Here is a 19796-nt window from a genome sequence, read left to right on the forward strand (position 1 = left end):
CCGCCAGCGGTCCGTCAGCTCGCGAACTCTTCTCTGAGGATGCGCAGGCCGTCTTCGTATTTCGCCGTCGAGGCCCCGATCTGCCGTGCCTGCCATAGATTGTCGGCAAGATCGGCGCGCTTGACAGGCAACGCCAGCGGGTTGGCCGCAGCCCTGCGAACGAACGCGGCATCGTCCTCGTTCGGCAGCCGCGTCATGGCGTCGACGGCAGACACGATGGACGGCCCGAACCCGGCCGCCTCAAGCCGGTCGCGGTTCCAGCCGTCGCCTTTTTCGATGACGTCGTGAAGATAGGCGATAGCTTTCTGGTCGAGCGTTTCGACGGCATCGACGAGCCGGCGGCAATGTTCGATATATGGCCGCCCTGTCTTGTCCGTCTGCCCGGCATGAGCCTGTTCGGCGATTTTCGCTGCGCGATAAAGCACGCTCATTGGGTCGACCCCGTAACGAACAGAGCATGTCCTGGCGCACCAACGCGCCATCGTCGGTGCGAGTTCCTACGCGCCGCGGCACCCTGCTGCCTCACTTGCGAGCGGCGGGCGCGACGCGTCAGGACACGCGTTCAAAACTGTCGAGGCTGGTTCCAAAGGCGCGCCAGGCGGGCAGTTTCCTGGCTCGGGCCGGGGCACCTTCCTTTTCCGCCGACAAAGCGGCATCCGCAACGGTGTGCCACAGCATCTCCAGCTTCCCATCCCTGAGAATGCCGGTATAGCTCACCGCTGCGGCTCCGACCCGCCCTTCGGCCGCGCAAGTGAAGCCGATGACATCTCCATGGCAGGCTCCCAACAGCGGCAACGTCATGCCGAAAAAGGCGCTGTCCTCCAGCGCCGTCCTGAAGGTTCCGTTGATCCGTCCGCCCTCTTCGCTGGTCAGTTCGACCACCGACCCGTACTGGTTTTGCCAGATGCCCAGCCAACTCATCGCTGCTCCTCCTGATTGCCTCCATGGGGATTGTGCTGCCACACGGCCGCCAAGCCGCGGCCGGTGAAGCGGCCTTCAATCAGCCGCGATGCCAGCCGTCGACATCTGCACGAAGCGTAGCGGCGCTTCCAGCGTCCAGGTGATGCCGTGCCTGGCGAATTCCAGGCGGCCGGTGCCGCTGAGCGCCTGCGGCGTGACGCGTTTGAGCACAACCGTTCCGAACCCGCGTCGCGTGTTTTCATCCACCAATGGCCCGTCCAGTTCCCGCCAGACAAAGCGGAAGCCATCGCTGCCGTCGGCGGCTGGCGTCACGGTCCATTCGACCTCGACCCGTCCGTCATGGTGCGACAGCGCTCCGTGCTTTACCGAATTCGTGGCCAGCTCGTGAAAGGCAATGCCGAGATATTGCACCGCGTTCGGCTGCAGCATGATCATCGGCCCGCTCATCGACAGACGGGCCTGTGTCGCGAAGGCCTTGGTCTGGGCATGGATCAATTCGCCGATAGTCGCCCCACGCCATTCGGCATCGACCAGCAGATCGTGCGATTCCGATAGCGCCATGATGCGTTCCCGGACCTGTGAAAGGAAAGCCTCTGGCGTCCCCGCCAGCTTGCTGGTCTCGCGGATCATCGAGACGATCACCGAATATTGGTTTTTGACGCGGTGGTTCACTTCGCGCATGAGTGTGCGGATGCGCCGTTCGCTCTCCTTGTGCGGGCTGATGTCGCGCGCGATCTTGGAGGCGCCGATGATACGCCCGATGCCGTCGCGTATCGGCGAGATGGTGAGCGAAACCGGAACCAGGGTGCCGTCCTTGCGCTGCCGGATAGTCTCGTATGAAGGAATCCGTTCGCCGGCGCGAATGCGGCTGATGATCATGGCTTCCTCATCCAGGTGGTCGGGCGGGATGAGGATCGTCACCGGGCGCCCGATCGCCTCGGCGGGCGTATAGCCGAACAGGCGTTGTGCCGCGTCGTTCCAGCTGGTGATAATGCCGTTCAGGTCTTTGGACACGATGGCGTCCATCGAGGATTCGACGATGGCGGCGAGCCTTATGCCGGCGTCGTCGGCCAGCGTCTGCACGCGCAGGTCGAGCAGGGTGTTGATGGCGCCGACAACCTCGCCCGCTTCATTGCGAAGCAGGACCGGATGCGCACTGAACGGGATGAGTTGGCCGTCCGGCCGCTCGGCGATGGCTCGGCCCCCACGAACGTCCCGCTCCTCGAGCAAGGCAACGGCCATTGGACACTCGTCATGCGCCATCGGTCGCCCGTCGAGGTGGCGAAGTTTCCATGACCCGCACCAGCGATCCTGGCCGATAACCGGACGATATCCCCAGAGATCGGCAGCGGCTTCGTTGAAGAAGGTGATGTAGCCCTGTCTGTCGGTGGTGTAGACAGCCACAGGCAACGCCTGCATCAGATCGGCGGAAGAAACTTGCGGGATTCCGCCAGTCCTTAGTTCAACGACGTCCACCAGTCCCCCGCTCCGCTTGGATTGCCGACGGATTGCTACGTCATCTAAATGCGCGCGAGTGTTTTCGGTTCCGTTCGATCTGCTTTCGGACATTCAGGCCGATTTGCGTTTCGCCGCCGCCCTCGGACTTTTGTTCGGAGCCTTGCCGCCCTCCTGCGCCAGGCTCTTGCGCAGAACATCGGCGAGATTGACGACGTTCGTCCTCGGCTCGGGTGCCGGCTTGGGCGGTTTCTTGCCCTTGCGCTTGGCGTCGATCATCGCAACCAGCGCCTGTTCATAAGTGTCTTCGAACTTCGACGGGTCGAATTTGGCCGGCTTCTTGTCGATCAGCAGTTGCGCGATTTCCAGCATCTCGGGATCGACCTTGCGAGCCTTCAGCCCTTCGAACACCGCGTCCGCCGCGACCACTTCATTGTGGTTGCGTAGTTCCGTCATTACCATGCCCTTGCCAAGCGGCTGGATCAGCACCTCTCGGCCACGCTGGTACAGCACGACGCAGGAGCGGGCTGCCACTTTCTTCCTGGCCATGGCGTCCCGGATCACCGCGAAAGCCTCCGTGGAGGGCGCGTCGGCCGGAACCAGATAATAGGGTTTTTCGAGGTAGCGTGCGTCGATTTCGGCGGCGGGCACGAACTCGCCGATCTCGAGCGTATGCTGCGATACCATCTTCAGTTTCTTGATTTCGTCCGGCTCTATATGGATGAACTCGCCCTTTTCGACCTCATAGCCTTTTACCTGCTCCGCCGCCTCGACCGTGTCGCCGGTCTCCTCGTCGATATAAGCGCTCTTGACCGGGAGACCGTCCTTGCGGTTCAGGATCCTGAAATGCACTTTCTCGGCCTCGCTGACGGCGCCGATGATCTTGACGCCACAGGAAACCGATCCGACTTTCATAAAGCCCTTCCAGGCAGCTCGCGGCGTCGCCATGTCGATCACTCATTTGTCGAACGGACGGAACGGCTGCGAGCCGAAATCGTTCCGCCATGGCAGGCTGTTCCATATGCCGGCCCGGACGTTCGTTTCAGTTTCGTCAGGGGAATAGCGGGATGGCCCAACGCAGCGCAGGATTGCTCATCTTTCGCCGAAGGGAAGGACATCTCCAGGTCTTGCTGGTGCATCCGGGCGGACCATTCTGGGCGAAGAAGGACGACGGCGCATGGTCGATCCCGAAGGGCTTGGTCGACGAGAACGAGGACGACCTGGCGGCAGCAAAACGCGAGGCCGAAGAGGAGCTAGGCGTCGCCATCGATGGCGTTTTCGAACACCTTGGCAGCTACAGGCAGCCGGGCGGCAAGCTCGTCATCGCATGGTGCGTCGAGGCGGATTTCGACAGCGACGCCATCAACAGCAACACCTTCGTCATGGAATGGCCGCCAAGGTCCGGCTCGATGAAGGAATTTGCCGAAGTCGACAGAGCGGGCTGGTTCTCCCTGCCTGAAGCCAACCTCAAGATCCTGAAAGGCCAGCGCGCCATGCTGGCGGAGTTTGCCGGTCGGCATGGCGACGGATGAATTTGTTTCAGCCCAGTTCTTAAGGGCAGTGCTCGGGCTTGCTCCCGCTCTGCTTTAAGCGCGTTGCGGCCGCAGCGTGCGCAACGTGATCGAATAGCGGTGCTCGGCAACCGGCGGAATGCTGTGCTCCCATTCGTTGCGCGCAGCACCCGTCATCAGATAGGCCGATCTTGGATCGACGGTGACCGTCTTGCGGTCCCATCGCGTGCCGTTTTTCCGGCGCAGGCGGAAGCTGCAGGCGGCCAGCAGCGAAACGCCGGCGACCGCCTCGAAATGAGGCTTGTCGCGGTGCCAGCCGATACCGGCGCCCGGCCGGTACTCGTTGATCAGCACCTGCACGAAGGTTTCGGCGGGCAAGCGGGCAAAGGCTGCAACCTTTTCCCTGAGCGGCAGCAGAAAGCCGGGTATTGGCGGCGCCTCGACGACTTCGCCCCGGTCGTAATCATAACGCTGCCCAAAACCGACCACCCGCCGGTTTGCCAGATGGCCATAGAAGTCGAAGGGCTGAAAAGGCAGGGTTGCGAGCTGGCTCGCCAACGCTGCCTCCTCGTCCGGCGTGATCAGTTCGGGCTGGTAGCGGAATCCTTCCGGCAGGTCGTCGGCGGCGGCAAAGAGATCGCCCTGGCGGGCTGCAGCCGATGTCTTGAGCGGTGGCATCAACCGTATTTGGTGAAGCCGGCCCGTAGCGGCAAGGCTACTTCGGCAGGAAGGAACCTCGCTCTCCGTGCAGGGTTATTCACACGACGGCGTGGATTGGACCTGTTGAGAATGCCTTCAACTGCGATCAGAAGCATCGATTACCAGCCGGCGACGAGGGTACTCTCCGTATGGTTCGTCCCGAGCGGAAACCGCTATGATTACGAGGACGTGCCGCCGCAGGTCCACGCGGCATTCCGCAAAGCCTCGTCGAAGGGCCGGTTCTTCAACGCGCATATTCGCGACCGGTACAAATACCATCTGGTCGAGCAGAGCCATTCGAGCTGAGCCGAGGCCATCCGCCTCAGCCGGGCCCCTCCATCACCTTGCGCGTGTGGCGGGCGATCACACCTTCCTCGTCGGTCGCGACGATGCGGACTTCCACTTTGCTCTCCGCCTGGCTCATCAGCGCGGCATGAGAGCTGTTGGCGGCCTCGTCGATCGCCACGCCGAGCCAGTCAAGCCTGTCGCAAATCGCTTTACGGGCCGTGGCCGAGTGCTCGCCGATGCCGCCGGTGAACACCAGGCATTCCAGCCCGCCCAGCGTGTTGGCGAGGGCGGCAACTTCCCTGGCGGCGCGGAAGGCGAAAAGCTCCACCGCTTCGCGGGCCCGGCGGTCGTCGCTGGCCTCCAGCGTGCGCATGTCGCCGGAAATGCCGGACACGCCGAGCAGGCCGGATTCCTCGTAGAGCATGTCTTGCAGCGCCTCTCCGGAAACGCCTCTTTCCAGCAGCAGGTACAAAAGCACGCCCGGATCGATGGCGCCGCAGCGTGTGCCCATGACCAGGCCATCAAGCGCCGAAAAGCCCATCGTCGTATCGACGCTTCGCCCGTCGCGCATGGCGCACAGGCTCGCCCCGTTGCCGAGATGGGCGACGATGGTTCTTTTCGCCGCCAGATCGGGCGATATCTGCTTGAGCCGGCCGGCAACATATTCGTAGGAAAGCCCGTGAAAGCCGTAGCGGTGGATGCCGTCCGCCTCGTAGCGGCGCGGCAGCGCAAAACGGCTGACCAGAGGCTCGATGGTCCGATGGAAGGCCGTGTCGAAGCATCCGACCTGCGGCAGGTCGGGCCGCAGCGCGGCAAGCGCCCGGATTGGTGCGAGGCTGCGTGGCTGGTGCAATGGCGCAAGCGGGGTCAGCCTGTCGAGAGCCTCGATAATTGTCGGCGTCAGGCGGACAGGTTCGACGAACTCGCGTCCGCCATGGACGATGCGATGGCCGGCGGCGATCAACTTCCTTCCGCCAAGTTCGTTCTCGATCCACTGCAGCATCTGGCCGAGGCCCATGTCGCGTGATGCGTCCGCGGCAAGTGGCCGATCGCACTGCAGCTCCCCATCGGCGGCTTTCGCGGTCAGCCTTGGCGCATCGCCCAGATCCAGCGAACCGCGCGAGGCAAGATCCGGCTCGGCGGACGCTGCAAGGTCGTAAAGTCCGAACTTGATGCTGGACGAGCCGGCATTCAACGCAAGGATCGATCGTCGCATCAATCGCCGGCCCTCGTCGCGCCGTCCTGCGGCCAGGACCATTTCTGGATCTCGGGCATGTCCTCGCCATGTTCGCGGACATAGGCCGTATGCTCAGCCAATTTCCCATGCAGCGCCGCGGCAAGCTCCTTCGCCCGCTCGGCCAGCCCCGGCACGCGCGCGATCGCAGCGAGCGCCAGATGATAGCGGTCGAGCTGGTTGAGTACGACCATGTCGAACGGCGTCGTCGTCGTGCCTTCCTCGCGAAAGCCGTGCACATGCATGTTGTCGTGATTGGCGCGCCGGTAGGTCAGACGGTGAATGAGATAGGGGTAGCCGTGATAGGCGAAGATGACCGGCTTGGCCCTGGTGAACAGTGCGTCGAATCTGTCGTCGGCAAAGCCATGCGGATGCTCGGAATTCGACTGCAAGATCATCAGGTCGACGACATTGACGACGCGGATCTTCAGGTCCGGAATGCCCGAGCGCAGGATGTCGGCTGCGGCAAGCGCCTCCAGTGTCGGCACGTCGCCGGCGCAAGCCAGGACCACATCCGGTTCTTCGCCCTTGGCAACCGTCCCGGCCCATTCCCAGATGCCGGCGCCGGCCTGGCAGTGCGCTTCCGCGTCCTCGGCCGACAGCCATTGCGGCGCCGGCTGCTTGCCGGCGACGATGACGTTGATGCGGTTGTAGGTTTTCAGGCAATGGTCGGTGATCCACAGCAGCGTGTTGGCGTCGGGCGGGAAATAGAGCCTGACCGTGTCGGCCTTCTTGTTGGCGACGAAATCGGCAAAGCCCGGGTCCTGATGGCTGAAGCCGTTATGATCCTGCCGCCAGACATGCGAGGTCAGCAGGTAGTTGAGTGAGGCGATCGGCTTGCGCCAGGCAAGCTCGCCGGAGGTCTTCAGCCATTTGGCATGCTGGTTGACCATGGAATCGACGATGTGGACGAACGCCTCATAGCACGAGAACAGGCCATGGCGGCCGGTCAGCAGATAGCCCTCCAGCCAGCCTTGGCAAAGATGCTCGCTGAGCACTTCCATGACGCGACCGTCACGGGAAAGATGGACGTCGTAGGGCTCGATCCGCTCCATCCAGACCCGGTCCGTAACCTCGAACACGTCGTCGAGGCGGTTGGAGGACGTCTCGTCCGGTCCCATCAGCCGGAAATTCCTGGCATCGGCGTTCAAGCGGATCACGTCGCGAAGATAGCTTCCCACGGTCCGCGTCGCCTCTCCGACAGCGCCGCCGGGACGCTGTACGTCGAGCGCCAGGCCTCTCCACTCGGGCAGCACCAGGTCCTGTTTCAGCAGGCCGCCATTGGCGTAGGGGATTGCGCCCATTCGTCTTGGTCCTGTCGGCGCCAGCGCCGCGAGCTCCGCCAGGAGATGGCCGCCTTTGTCGAACAGTTTTTCCGGCTCGTAACTGCGCATCCAGTCTTCCAGGATCTGGCGGTGCGCCGCATCGCCGCGTGCATTCGACACCGGCACCTGGTGCGAACGCCAGAAATCCTCGACTCGTCTGCCGTCGACCTCTTTCGGCCCGGTCCAGCCCTTTGGGCTGCGCAGCACGATCATCGGCCACAGCGGCCGGTCTCCCTTCCAGCCCGCGGCTCGTGCCGGCTCCTGGATGGAGTGGACCCGGTCGAGCACCGTATCGAGCGTGCGGGCCATCTCGCGATGCATCGCGGCAGGTTCATGACCTTCGACAAAAAAGGTTTCGTAGCCATAGCCGAGGAACAGGCTGCGCAACGCCTCGTCTTCCATGCGGCCGAGGATCGTCGGGCTGGCGATCTTGTAGCCGTTGAGATGCAGGATCGGCAGGACGGCACCATCGGATGCCGGGTTCAGGAACTTGTTGGAATGCCAGGCCGCGGCGAGCGGGCCGGTCTCGGCCTCGCCGTCGCCGACGACGCAGGCAACGACAAGGTTCGGATTGTCGAAGGCGGCGCCGAAGGCATGGACCAGCGCATAGCCGAGTTCTCCGCCTTCGTGGATCGAGCCGGGCGTCTCCGGAGCCGCGTGGCTCGGCACTCCGCCGGGAAACGAGAACTGCCGGAACAGCTTTCGCAGGCCGTCTTCGCCCCTGCCGACCTCGGGATAGATCTCGCTGTAGGTGCCCTCGAGCCAGGTGTTCGCGACCATTGCCGGGCCGCCGTGACCCGGACCGCAGATGAACAGGACATCGAGACCACGTTCACGGATAATCCGGTTCAGATGCACATAGATGAAATTGAGGCCCGGCGTCGTGCCCCAATGGCCGAGCAGCCGCGGCTTGATGTGCTCGGGCCGCAAGGGCTCGCGCAAGAGCGGATTGTCGAGCAGATAGATCTGGCCAACCGAGATGTAGTTCGCGGCGCGCCAGTAGCGGTCCATCAGATCGATCTGGTCAAGGCCGGTCGTATGCGCAGCGGTGCGGGCCTCGTCGTTCATGGAAATGCCTCCGGAATACACTCGTCCGTCGTTATCTGGAGTGGCGTCGCGTCGGAGAAAGGATTTGCCTCGAAATAAGTTTGGGCGGCGCGGCCGGCGCCCGCTTGTCGATCCTGCAACGCGCCTCGCCAGACAAAAGCGGGTCGGTCTTTTGGGGAACCTCGGGGCTTGCCAACGGTTAGGAAGATGCACCGCATTGCTTGAATCCAAGGGGACCGCCGAGGCCCTGAGATATGAGCCGGCCGAAGTGCCGTTGAGCAGCTTGGGCGATTGCAGCGGAAGCCCTAGGAGGAGCAGAAAGATGCTCGATCTCTCCCATGCCCGCAACCAAATGGTCGATATCCACCTGAGCCGCCGTGGCATTCGCGACCGCAATGTCCTTCTAGCGATGCGCGAGGTCCCGCGCGAGGCTTTCGTCGAGCCTGGTTTCGAAGAATTCGCCTATGAGGACGGGCCGCTGCCGATCGCCGAAGGTCAGACGATATCGCAGCCCTATATCGTTGCGTTCATGATCGAAATGGCGGAGGTCGGAGCCGGTGACCACGTCCTCGAGGTCGGCACCGGATCAGGCTATGCGGCTGCCGTAATGAGCCGGATCGTCGAACGCGTCTACACGATCGAGCGCCACGCCGTGTTGGCTGAAACGGCAAGGCAGCGGTTCAAGAAGCTTGGCTACGACAATATCGAAGTCCGCACCGGCGACGGCACCAAGGGCTGGCCCGAGGCGGCACCCTTCGATGCGATCCTGGTTGCGGCCGCCGGACCCGGCGCGCCGCTCGCCCTGCAGGAACAGCTCGACGTCGCTGGCCGGCTTGTCATCCCGGTCGGCGATGAATTCGACTCGCAGCGCCTGCTCAAGGTCACCCGTACCGGCGCCGCAACCTACACCGAAGAGGATTTCGGTGGCGTGCGGTTTGTTCCGCTGATCGGCGAGCAAGGCTGGGGCGAGCCAGGCAGCGACAGCCAGATAGCGGCCGAGCTTCCGCACCGGCATCAGCGCAGGAGCAGCCTGCCGCAGATGATCGCGGCCGCCGCCGAGCCGCTTCCGGATTTCGACGATCCGGCCTTCGGTGCGCTGTTCGACCGGTTTGCCGACCGCCGCGTCGTCTTGCTCGGCGAAGCCAGCCACGGCACGTCGGAGTTCTACCGCGCGCGCGCCGCGATCACTCGCAGGCTGATCGAGAAGCATGGCTTCACCATCGTCGCGGTCGAGGCCGACTGGCCCGATGCCGCGGCGATCGACCGTTATGTCCGCCATCGGCCGCCGCGGCCGGGCGCCGCGCCGCCGTTCCAGCGCTTTCCCACCTGGATGTGGCGCAACACCGACGTCGCGGCGTTCGTCGACTGGATGCGAGTGCGTAATGAGCGGATCAGCAAATCCTCCCGGCGGGCCGGATTCTATGGCCTGGACATCTACAATATGGGCGGATCGATTGCGGCGGTCCTGCAATATCTCGACCGGGTCGATCCGCAGGCGGCGAGGATCGCGCGCGAACGCTATGGCTGCCTGACGCCGTGGCAGAACGACCCGGCCACCTATGGCCGTGTCGCACTCACTTCCGGTTACCAGAAATGCGAGAAGGCCGTGCTCGAGCAATGCCGGGAACTGCTTTCCAGAGAGCTCGACTATGCGCAGCAGGACGGTATCGATTTCCTCGACGCCACCCAGAACGCCCGCCTGGTCGCCTCCGCCGAGCGTTATTACCGCACCATGTATTATGGCGGCGCGCAGTCCTGGAACCTGCGCGACACCCACATGTTCGAAACGCTGGAGCACCTGCTGCAGGCCCGCGGCCCGAATGCCAAGGCGGTGGTGTGGGCACATAATTCCCATATCGGCGATGCCCGCTATACCGAAATGGGGATCGTCAGGGACGAACTGAATATCGGCCAGCTCTGCCGCCAGCGTTTTGGCGACGAGGTTGCCTTGATCGGGCTCAGTATGCATTCCGGGACGGTGGCCGCCGCCACCGACTGGGACGGCGACATGGAAGTGAAACCGGTTCGGCCTTCCCACAACGACAGCTATGAGCGGCTTTGCCACGACAGCGGCGTCTCGCCTTTCCTGCTCGATTTCGAGCGCGACGACACGCTGCGCGAACGGCTTCTGGAGCGCCGGCTGGAACGCTTTATCGGCGTCATCTACCGGCCCGAAACCGAGCTCCACAGCCATTATGCGGACGCCTCGCTCGCCCGCCAGTTCGATGCTTTCGTCTGGTTCGATGAAACCAGTGCCGTGACGCCGCTTGGGCCGGAACATGCGGGGACAGGCCTTCCCGAGACCTATCCTTTCGGGCTGTAGCGAATTTGGACCCTGGGAAAGCGGAAAATCAAAAGAAGGAGGTCACCGATGGCCGGAAAAAAGACTCATGAGCAGCAATTGCGCATCATCGAAGAGCGCGAGAACACGAAAAACGCCGGCAAGGATTTCGACGCGGAAGCGGATTTGAAAAAGACCAGGCAAGAGCGCGAGGCGTTCCGGCGCGGTGCCGAGCTCAGATCGGACCCGAAGGATATTGCCGATCCCGACGATCGCAACATCATCCGCGGCGAGCACCAGGAAAGCGCCCACAACAAGCATCGCGCCGACCGCTGAACGGCCGGATCGCTTGACGTTAAGACAATACGGCTCCGGCTCCGTTCCCTGATCTGACGGATGCAGCGTTCGTGGCCGCAAAATTGGCGGACGAGGGCGCCGTCTTGATCCCTGGGGCTATTCGGCAAAAAATGTCGCGGCGACAGCAATTGAGACGAGGCTCAGTATCGCCAGGCCTGCCCTGGCGACATGCGAAGCCTCCCAGACGTTGCGCAAATCTCTCCAGTCGCCGGTCTGCTTTCGAGAGAACATTGAAAAGAACGTCGCGGCGGATTTCGGCAGGGCAGTGTCTTGCACCCAGAAATTATTGACGGGGTGCGTGACCAACCAATAGGTCGCGTGCTCCGCCAGCAACGAGACAAACGCCGCCAAGGTCCACCAGAATCGGGCGCTTGGATAGGGCGTCAGGTAAAGCAGGACGGCGAGTGCAATGATGCCGCCGATCTCGGCGAACCCGCCGATCGTGAAGCCGGGATAGTAGATCGCCTGCACTGATCTGTAGGTGGCCTCCTTGAGGCGCAACTTGCCGGGCAATTCCAAAGCGTGCGCGAGCGAGAGCGCCATCGAGACGGCGACCAACAGAAGCGTGGCGATCGTCAATGCGCGCATGTTCCTGCTCCCGACCATGCCCTCGTGGTGCGCGCGTAGATAGGGTGGTTGATGATCCGGTAAAGGCAACGACACCCGACTGCGCTGGCAAGTCCGGTTCGGTCATTCCCCGATCTGGCTGGTCGACCGTTCGTGGACTGTGGCGCCGGTCTGCGCGTCGACCGCGACCATGCTGACCTCGTAGCCCCAGAGCTTGCGGATATGGCGCAGCGTGGCGTCGCGGCTGCCGCCTTCCAGCACTATGCCGTCCTTGACCTTATGCTGCAGGCGCAGATGCCGGTCGCCGAGCAGGTCCACGTCCACCACCTGGATGTCCGGCCGGCTGGCGCCGATATCGTAGCTGTGGGCGAGTGCGGCGCGGATGCTCTCGTAGCCGCGCTCATTGTGTATCGAGGCGACTTCGTAGTGCGGATCGTTGGCCGCATCGGCAAGCACAAAGAACCGCCATTTCCGGATCAGGGTAGGGCTCAAATACTGGCGGATGAAGGACTCGTCGCGATGGTTGGCCCAGGCGTCCAGCATGGTCTGGCGCCAGTCGCCATTGCCGGCGATATCGGGAAACCAGTCGCGGTCCTCGGCGGTCGGCGCGGTCGAGATGCGCTGGATGTCCTGCATCATGTCGAGGCCCAGCGCGTAAGGGTTGATACCGGAAAAGCGCGGATCGTCGAAGCCCGGCTGGAAGATCACGTTCGAATGGTTGCGCAGGATCTCCAGCATGGCACCTTCGCCGATCAGGCCGCGGTCGAACAAAAGGTTCATCAGCGTGTAATGCACGAAGGTGGCGCAGCCCTCGTTCATCACCTGCGTTTGGCGCTGCGGATAGAAATACTGCGCGATGACGCGGACAATCCGGATGACCTCACGCTGCCAGGGTTCCAGGATCAGGCTGTTCTTCTCCAGGAAATAAAGCAGGTTTTCCTCGGGCAGCTTGAGCGATTTCTTGCGCTCCGCCATGATGTCCGTCTCGCGGGGCTTGGCGCCGTCCTTCGAAGGCGGCAGCGTGCGCCATAGGTCGTTGTAGGAACGCTCCTCGTATTCCAGACGCTCGCGAACGCCCTCGCGCTGCTTTTCCGACGACAGCTTCGGCGGCCGGTGATATCTGAACACGCCCTGCTCCATCAGCGCATGTGCGGCATCGAGGATCTCTTCCACCGCATCGACGCCATGCCGCTCCTCGCAGCGGGCAATGTAACCCTTGGCGAAGTCGAGATAGCTGAGGATGGCGCTGGCGTCCGTCCACTGCTGGAACAGATAATTGTTCTTGAAGAAATGGTTATGGCCGAGTGCCGCGTGCGCCGTCACCAGGGCCTGCAAGGCCATGGTGTTTTCTTCCATCAGATAGACGATGCAGGGATTGGAATTGATGACGAGTTCATAGGCGAGCCCCCGTCCGCCTTTGCGATAGAGCAATTCCTGGTAGAGGTAGTGCTTGCCGAACGACCAGTGCCGGTACATCAGCGGCATGCCGACCGAGGAATAGGCGTCGAGCATCTGTTCGGACGAGATTATCTCCATCTGTACCGGATAGACGTCGAGGTGGAGCTCTTCGGTGGCGATCGCCTCGATGGTCTCGTAGGCGCGCGACAGCGTCCTGAAATCCCAGTCGGAACCGGAAAACAACAACCCGGATTTGCTCGCCATCAGCCCCCTCTTTCACCGCTCTTTTGATAACCCGGCTGTCTGGCGAAGAGCTGGCGGAAAACCGGGTAGATGTCGGCCGCCGTGGCGATGCGGCTCATCTGGAAGTTCGACCACCTCAGCTTGACCGCACTGTAGGCACGCCACAGCGACGTGCCGTTGTCGGTGGCGCCGAAGATGTGGCTCTCGCGCTCGTCGAGGATCTCGACATAGGCAAAGTACTGGCAAAGCCGCATGATCTGTTCGTCGAGCAGGGTGATGCAGCGCTCCGAATCGGTGACGAAATTGTCGCCGTCCGAGGCCTGGGCGACATAGATGTTCCATTCGCGGCTGGGATAGCGCTGCTCGACGATGCGGTGCATCTCCTCGAGCGCCGTGGAAACCACCGTGCCGCCGCTCTGGGTGTTGTAGAAAAAGGTCTCCTCGTCCACCTCCTGCGCCTCGTGCGTGTGGCGGATGAAGACCACCTCGGTCCGGTCGTAGCGCCGTTTCAGGAACAGGTGCAGCAGCACGAAGAAGCGCTTGGCCAGATCCTTCTCGCGTTCGCCCATCGAGCCGGACACGTCCATCAGGCAGAACATCACCGCATTGGCATTCGGCACCGGCTGGGCGTCGAAGCGGTTGAAGCGGATGTCGACCGGGTCGACATAGGCGATTCGCTTGCGGCGGCGCTCCAGTCGCTCAAGCTCTTCCTGCAGCGCCACGATGCGCTGGCGCATCTCGGCGTTCTGCGGCTTCGCCTCCAGCGACGTGATCTCCTGCGCGATTGCGTCGAGTTCCTCCTGCTTGGGGCGCCGGAGTGCTATGCGGCGGCCATGGCTGTTGCGCATCGTGCGCCCGACATTGATGTTGGTCGGCGAGCCGGTCGCGGCGAAGCCGGCCCGGCGCGGCTTGAAAGCGAGGATCTCCTTGAGGTTGAGCTTGACCATGTCCGGCAGTTCGAGGTCTTCGAAAAAGAGGTCGAGAACCTCTTCGCGCGACAGCACGAAACGGAAATCGTCCTCCGATTCGGTTCTGCCCGGGGCTGATCCCATGCCGCCGCCCTGGCCGGGCTTGGGCAGCCGGTCGCCTGGGGTGAAATGCTTGTTGCCGGGCAGGACGTGCTGGCGGCTGCCGCTGTTCCTGGCATCGTTGAAGCTCGGCTCGCCGGTACCCCGCGCCGGCATCGAAACGGCATGCTCGGCGTCCACGTCGGCGATCTTGCCGGCGCGGATCTGATCGCGGATGGTGCGCTTCAACTCTTCGCGCGCCCGCCGCAGGAAACGCTGCCGATTGCCGAGGCTTTTGTCCTTCGGGTTCAGTCGGCGATCAATGAAGATCGGCATATGTTACCCCGGGCTGGCTTCAACCCGCCTTGTTCACCCGCATGTACCAGTCCACCAGCCGGCGGACCTGGCGCTCGGTGTAGCCGCGCTGGATCATCCGCTGCACGAATTCGGTATGCCGCTTCTCCGTCACGCTGTCCTGCTTGGAGCCGAAGCTGATCACTGGCAGCAGGTCCTCGACCTGCCCGAACATCCGCTTCTCGATGACTTCGCGCAGCTTCTCATAGCTTGTCCATGACGGGTTGCGGCCATGGTTTCTGGCCCGCGCGCGCAGCGTGAACTTCACCACTTCGTTGCGGAAGTCCTTGGGATTGGCGATGCCGGCCGGCTTTTCGACCTGCGACAATTCGTTGTCCAAGACCTCGCGATTGAGGATCTGGCCGGTATCGGTATCCTTGTAGTCCTGATCCTCGATCCAGGCATCGGCGTAGGCGATATAGCGGTCGAACAGGTTCTGGCCGTATTCGCTGTAGGATTCCAGATAGGCCTTCTGGATCTCGTGGCCGATGAACTCGGCATAACGGGTGGCCAGCTCCGACTTTATGAAATCGAGATAGTCCGCCTCGGTCTCCTTCGGGAACTGCTCGCGCTTGATCGCCTCTTCAAGGATGTACATCAGATGCACCGGATCGGCCGCCACCTCTTCGGTGTCGTAATTGAAGGTCTGCGACAGGATCTTGAAGGCGAAGCGGGTGCTGACGCCGGTCATGCCTTCGTCGACGCCGGCGGCGTTTCGGTATTCCTGGACCGACTTCGCCTTGGGATCGGTTTCCTTGAGGTTCTCGCCGTCATAGACGCGCATCTTGGTGTAGAGCGGCGAATTGTCGTGTTCGGCCAGGCGGGTCGAGACGGTGAACCGGCTGAGGATATCGAGCACTTCCGGAGCGCAGGGGCTGTTAGCCAATTCGCTTTCGCGCAACAGCTTCTCGTAGATCTGCCGCTCTTCGGTGACGCGCAGGCAATACGGCACCTTGACCACCAGGATGCGGTCGAGGAACGCCTCGTTGTTCTTGTTGTTCTTGAACTGCAGCCATTCCGATTCGTTGGAATGGGCAACGATGATGCCCTGATAGGGGAAAGCGCCGAAATTCTCGGTGCCGTTGTAGCTGCCTTCCTGGGTGGCGGTCAGCAGCGGATGCAGCACCTTGATCGGCGCCTTGAACATCTCGACGAATTCGAGCAGCCCTTGCGTCGTCCGGTTCAGCCCGCCGCTATAGGAGTAGGCGTCCGGATCGGACTGGCTGAAGTTTTCCAGCTGCCTGATGTCGACCTTGCCGACCAGGGCCGAAACGTCCTGGTTGTTCTCGTCGCCCGGCTCGGTCTTGGCAATGCCGATCTGGCGCAGCCTGGACGGCATCAGCTTGACGACGCTGAATTTGGAGATGTCGCCGGACAATTCGTCGAGGCGCTTGGCCGCCCAGGGCGAGATCAGGCCGTTCAGCCGCCGTCGGGCGATGCCGTATTTGTCCTCCAAAAGGTCGCCCATGCGGTCGGGGTCGAACAGCCCGAGCGGCGATTCGAAGACCGGGCTGACCTGGCCGCCGACCTTCAGCGTATAGATCGGACGCTGCTCCATCAGCCTTTTCAGCTGCTCCGCAAGCGAGGACTTGCCGCCGCCGACCGGGCCAAGCAGATAGAGGATCTGCTTGCGTTCCTCGAGCCCTTGCGAGGCATAGCGGAAATAACCGGCGATACGCTCGATCGTATCCTCCATGCCGTAAAAGTCGGCGAAGGTTGGATAGATTTTGATCGTCCGGTTCGAAAAAATACGGCCGAGCCGCTCGTCCTTGCTGGTATCGACAAAGGTCGGCTCGCCGATCGCCTCGACCATCCGTTCGGGTGCCGAGGCGTACATCGACTTGTCCTCGCGGCAGGCAAGCAGATATTGCTGGAGGCTTATCTCCTCCTGAGCCGCATTCTTGTAAACCTCGGAAAACAGATCGAAGACGTCGGATTGATTCTCACGCATGGTATTCCTAGCCCCGGAGCCGGTGTGGCTGCACGTTTGTCTCTTGAACAACCAAATGTCAGAAAGCCCTTGTGGTTCCCTTCACTTCGCAGAGAGTGCATGTGATCGAAGGATAAGAGTCTAGATAAGGACATCCTGAGTGCAGACAAGGCGTGCAACGTCCTGACCGAGGCATAAAATCCTGAATTGCACCGCGCCTCGCTGACGACTCCCAACAAGACGGAGGAACGGTTCGGGTCCTTCCCGGTTGTGAGGGAAAGGAGACGGTCGATGTCTGGGAATAGTTTGTGGTTGCTCGTTGTTGCAGGCGGTCCACTGCTGCTGGCAATCCTGATCGCCTACGCCCTGCTCACGCAGCGCCGTCGCGGCCCGGCGGAGCGCAGGGAAAGCGAGCGCGCCACCGAGCGCCTGTATCAGGAAAAGAAGGACTGACCGACAGGATCGCAGCTCAGCTGCCGGCGGCCGCCAGCCCGGTCGCTTTTTCGGCGCGCAGCAGCATGCCAAACAGGTCACGCGGCTCATCGGGATCGGCCAGAAGGTCTAGTTCCTCGTAAAGGCCGGTCCGCTGAAGCTGATCGCGAACGTAACGCAACGCGGAAAAATCCTCGATCGCAAAGCCGACGGAATCAAACAATGTGATCTGTCGGGCGTCCGTCCGGCCTGCTGCCTTTCCTGTCATCACCTGCCACAATTCGGTGACCGGATGATCCGCATCGAGCTGCTGGCTCTCGCCTTCGATGCGCGTCTGCGGCGGGTATTCGACGAAAATATCCGAGCGCAGCAGAATGTCGCGATGCAGCTCGGTCTTGCCCGGGCAATCGCCGCCTACTGCATTGATGTGCACGCCGGATCCCACCATGTTGTCGGTCAGGATTGTTGCCGACCGCTTGTCGGCGGTAACCGTGGTGATGATCTCTGCACCCTCAACGGCCTCCTGCGCCGACGCGCAGAGCTTGATGTCGAAGCCCAGGCCGGCAAGGTTCTTCATGCATTTGGTCGAGGCCGCCGGGTCGATATCGTAGAGACGCAGCCTGTCGACGCCAAGCAGCGCCTTGAAGGCAATGGCCTGGAATTCCGATTGCGCGCCATTGCCGATGATCGCCATGCACCTGGCGGCCTCTGGAGCGAGGTATTTCGCCGCGACCGCCGAGCTTGCGGCGGTTCTGAGCGCCGTTAGGATGGTCATTTCCGAAAGCAGCATCGGATAGCCGTTGCCGACATCGGCAAGCACGCCGAAAGCGGTCACGGTCTGGCGGCCGTCACGCGTGTTCTTCGGATGCCCGTTGACATATTTGAAGCCGTAAAGCTGCCCGTCGCTGGTCGGCATCAGCTCGATGACGCCGTCAATGCTGTGCGAGGCGACGCGCGGCGTCTTGTCGAACAGCTCCCAGCGCCTGAAATCCTCTTCGATATAGGCGGCAAGCTCGACCAGAAAGCGCTCGATGCCGATGGCAAGCACCAGCTTCATCATGCGGTCGACGCTGACGAACGGGACGATGTTCAAATTGGCGGTCATGGCTCAGAACCCCCTCGTCGGGCGGTCCATGATCCGCCGGCCCATCAGGCTTGCGGTCAGGTCAACCAAAAGCGTGGCGGTGCGGCCGCGCTCGTCAAGAAATGGGTTGAGCTCGACCAGGTCGAGACTGGTGACGAGGCCGCTGTCATGCAGCATTTCCATCGCCAGATGCGCCTCGCGGAAGGTGGCGCCGCCGGGAACGGTGGTGCCCACCGCCGGGGCGATCGACGGGTCGAGAAAATCGACGTCGAGGCTGACATGGAGCATGCCATTGGCGGCGCTCACCCGTTCGAGAAAGGCGCGAAGCAGTTGCGCTATGCCGTGCTCGTCGATCGAACGCATGTCGTGGACCGTCACGCCGGCTCTGCGCAATGCATCCCGTTCCGCCAGGTCCACGCTGCGGATCCCCAGCGCGCATATGCAAGCCGGCTCCACCTGTGCTGCAAGCCGGGGGAAATAGCCCTCGAAGCCGGGCTGCCCGCTGGCATAGGCCAGCGGCACGCCATGCAGATTGCCGCTGGTTGTCGTGTCGAGCGTATGAAAATCGGGGTGGGCGTCGAGCCACAGCACGAAGAGCGGCCGACCGGCATTCGCCGCGCGGCGGGCTATGCCGGCGAGCGTGCCGGCCGAAATGCTGTGGTCGCCGCCGAGAAAGATCGGCATCGCATCGGCGCTTGCGGCATAGGCAGTTTCGCTGATCGCTGCCGTCCAGGCGGCGATTTCCGGCAGCGCCTTCACCGCCGCGTTGCCGTGTACGACAGGGCGCATATCGGCAGGGACAATCGTTCCGAGGTCGGTCAGCGTATGGCCAAGCTCGGTCAGCGCGCCGGCCAGACCGGCCGTGCGAAGCGCGCTCGGCCCCATCTCGCAGCCCATGCGGCCTGAGCCGGCCTGGATCGGCGCCCCAACGATCGTGCAATGCATTTGTCATACCCACCGAATTACGATGGCTTTATTGAAGCGGGCATCGCTGGCAGAATGAACATGTCAAATTGGCAAATTTGTTGAAGTGCCCTACCATTGTGGCACGATCTACTTCCGTTGTGAGCAAACATGGACCGTCTCGATGAGCAGATCATCACCTCTTTGCGGCACGACGCCCGGCGCAGCATTTCCGACCTTGCCGTCAGCCTGGGTGTCTCCCGGGCAACGGTAAGGTCCCGGATCGAGCGACTTGAAAGAGACGGCGTCATCGTCGGCTACACCGTCATTCTACGCGCCGACGCGGTCGATCAGCGGGTGCGTGGCATCATGATGATCGAGATCGAGGGCCATGCCGCCGATCGCGTCATCCGGGCGCTGGGCGGCTTCTCCGAGGTCTCGACCATCCACACCACCAATGGCCGGTGGGACCTGGTGATAGAACTCGGGACCCAGACGCTGAGCGAGTTCGATGCGGTGCTGAGACGTATCCGGCTGATTCCCGGAATTACCGGCAGCGAAACAAGCCTTCTCCTGGCAACGCCGCGCACCACCAAGGCGCGGCTGTGATCTTCGCCCTTGAACTCCAGCGGCAACGAAATCCCAAGCCAGGGAACCTTCAATTGCCGCCGCGGTTAGAGTATCCGTGTTGGTCAAGGGACAGATGGTGTCCAGGTCCGATTGTCCCTGAGTAGTGCGTTTGCGAGGATGATGAGCTTTC

General features: G+C 62.4%; 19 protein-coding genes. 6 read left to right on the top strand and 13 right to left on the bottom strand.

From position 1 onward, the window contains the following. Positions 1-14 precede the first annotated feature (14 nt). The 4 genes from NKH33_RS31390 to ku all read right to left on the bottom strand — a co-directional run bounded on the left by NKH33_RS31390 (position 15) and on the right by ku (position 3324). Positions 15-431, bottom strand: a complete 417-nt coding sequence (locus tag NKH33_RS31390) for an HD domain-containing protein (RefSeq protein WP_352473064.1) — start codon at positions 429-431, stop codon at positions 15-17. A 118-nt stretch (positions 432-549) separates the two neighbouring features. After that, positions 550-921 (bottom strand): avidin/streptavidin family protein, encoded by a 372-nt coding sequence (locus tag NKH33_RS31395; RefSeq protein WP_352473062.1) that lies wholly within the window; start codon positions 919-921, stop codon positions 550-552. A 75-nt stretch (positions 922-996) separates the two neighbouring features. Then, a complete protein-coding gene (locus NKH33_RS31400) occupies positions 997-2340 on the bottom strand; it encodes a PAS domain-containing HWE histidine kinase family protein (protein WP_352923293.1) in 1344 nt (447 codons plus the stop codon). A 150-nt stretch (positions 2341-2490) separates the two neighbouring features. Then, a complete protein-coding gene (ku, locus tag NKH33_RS31405) occupies positions 2491-3324 on the bottom strand; it encodes a non-homologous end joining protein Ku (protein WP_352539869.1) in 834 nt (277 codons plus the stop codon). Positions 3325-3443: 119 nt separating this feature from the next. Here ku and NKH33_RS31410 point away from each other — a divergent pair, with 119 nt between their 5' ends. Next, positions 3444-3908 (top strand): NUDIX hydrolase, encoded by a 465-nt coding sequence (locus NKH33_RS31410; protein WP_352501155.1) that lies wholly within the window; start codon positions 3444-3446, stop codon positions 3906-3908. A 54-nt stretch (positions 3909-3962) separates the two neighbouring features. Here the strand turns inward: NKH33_RS31410 and NKH33_RS31415 are convergent, their stop codons facing one another. Then, positions 3963-4565 (bottom strand): alpha-ketoglutarate-dependent dioxygenase AlkB, encoded by a 603-nt coding sequence (locus tag NKH33_RS31415; RefSeq protein ID WP_352473056.1) that lies wholly within the window; start codon positions 4563-4565, stop codon positions 3963-3965. A 111-nt stretch (positions 4566-4676) separates the two neighbouring features. Between NKH33_RS31415 and NKH33_RS31420 the strand changes: the two genes are divergently transcribed. Next, the gene (locus NKH33_RS31420) at positions 4677-4892 is read left to right on the top strand and encodes a KTSC domain-containing protein (RefSeq protein ID WP_352473055.1); all 216 of its coding nucleotides are present in this window, start codon (positions 4677-4679) and stop codon (positions 4890-4892) included. A gap of 16 nt (positions 4893-4908) precedes the next feature. Here the strand turns inward: NKH33_RS31420 and NKH33_RS31425 are convergent, their stop codons facing one another. Then, complete coding sequence (locus NKH33_RS31425) at positions 4909-6090, bottom strand: acetate/propionate family kinase (protein ID WP_352923279.1); 1182 nt, start codon at positions 6088-6090, stop codon at positions 4909-4911. Beyond that, positions 6090-8501 (bottom strand): phosphoketolase family protein, encoded by a 2412-nt coding sequence (locus NKH33_RS31430; RefSeq protein WP_352923282.1) that lies wholly within the window; start codon positions 8499-8501, stop codon positions 6090-6092. Before NKH33_RS31430 ends, NKH33_RS31425 begins: the two co-directional genes overlap by 1 nt. Positions 8502-8802: 301 nt before the next feature. Here NKH33_RS31430 and NKH33_RS31435 point away from each other — a divergent pair, with 301 nt between their 5' ends. Continuing rightward, the gene (locus tag NKH33_RS31435; RefSeq protein WP_352923285.1) at positions 8803-10803 is read left to right on the top strand and encodes a protein-L-isoaspartate(D-aspartate) O-methyltransferase; all 2001 of its coding nucleotides are present in this window, start codon (positions 8803-8805) and stop codon (positions 10801-10803) included. 48 nt (positions 10804-10851) lie between these two features. Then, a complete protein-coding gene (locus tag NKH33_RS31440; protein WP_023720508.1) occupies positions 10852-11097 on the top strand; it encodes a hypothetical protein in 246 nt (81 codons plus the stop codon). A 117-nt stretch (positions 11098-11214) separates the two neighbouring features. On the opposite strand, the gene NKH33_RS31445 is transcribed toward NKH33_RS31440, so the two are convergent. The 4 genes from NKH33_RS31445 to NKH33_RS31460 all read right to left on the bottom strand — a co-directional run bounded on the left by NKH33_RS31445 (position 11215) and on the right by NKH33_RS31460 (position 16638). Beyond that, the gene (locus tag NKH33_RS31445) at positions 11215-11706 is read right to left on the bottom strand and encodes a DUF1772 domain-containing protein (RefSeq protein ID WP_352686099.1); all 492 of its coding nucleotides are present in this window, start codon (positions 11704-11706) and stop codon (positions 11215-11217) included. A 102-nt stretch (positions 11707-11808) separates the two neighbouring features. Continuing rightward, the gene (locus NKH33_RS31450; RefSeq protein WP_352923288.1) at positions 11809-13347 is read right to left on the bottom strand and encodes a SpoVR family protein; all 1539 of its coding nucleotides are present in this window, start codon (positions 13345-13347) and stop codon (positions 11809-11811) included. Beyond that, on the bottom strand, positions 13347-14669 hold the full coding sequence (locus tag NKH33_RS31455) for a YeaH/YhbH family protein (RefSeq protein ID WP_352539876.1): 1323 nt from the start codon (positions 14667-14669) through the stop codon (positions 13347-13349). Before NKH33_RS31455 ends, NKH33_RS31450 begins: the two co-directional genes overlap by 1 nt. Positions 14670-14688: 19 nt before the next feature. Then, on the bottom strand, positions 14689-16638 hold the full coding sequence (locus NKH33_RS31460; protein WP_352449545.1) for a PrkA family serine protein kinase: 1950 nt from the start codon (positions 16636-16638) through the stop codon (positions 14689-14691). Positions 16639-16908: 270 nt separating this feature from the next. On the opposite strand from NKH33_RS31460, the gene NKH33_RS31465 reads away from it, so the two are divergent. Beyond that, on the top strand, positions 16909-17070 hold the full coding sequence (locus tag NKH33_RS31465) for a hypothetical protein (RefSeq protein ID WP_292655465.1): 162 nt from the start codon (positions 16909-16911) through the stop codon (positions 17068-17070). 16 nt (positions 17071-17086) lie between these two features. Here the strand turns inward: NKH33_RS31465 and ocd are convergent, their stop codons facing one another. Next, positions 17087-18154, bottom strand: coding sequence for an ornithine cyclodeaminase (gene ocd / locus NKH33_RS31470; RefSeq protein ID WP_352614278.1), 1068 nt, complete (start codon positions 18152-18154; stop codon positions 17087-17089). Between the two features lie 3 nt (positions 18155-18157). After that, the gene (gene rocF, locus NKH33_RS31475; RefSeq protein WP_352473047.1) at positions 18158-19078 is read right to left on the bottom strand and encodes an arginase; all 921 of its coding nucleotides are present in this window, start codon (positions 19076-19078) and stop codon (positions 18158-18160) included. A gap of 129 nt (positions 19079-19207) precedes the next feature. On the opposite strand from rocF, the gene NKH33_RS31480 reads away from it, so the two are divergent. Further along, a complete protein-coding gene (locus NKH33_RS31480) occupies positions 19208-19645 on the top strand; it encodes an Lrp/AsnC family transcriptional regulator (protein ID WP_352449541.1) in 438 nt (145 codons plus the stop codon). The last annotated feature ends 151 nt before the right edge of the window (positions 19646-19796 follow it).

The organism is Mesorhizobium sp. M1182, from assembly GCF_040318335.1.
Lineage (GTDB): Bacteria > Pseudomonadota > Alphaproteobacteria > Rhizobiales > Rhizobiaceae > Mesorhizobium.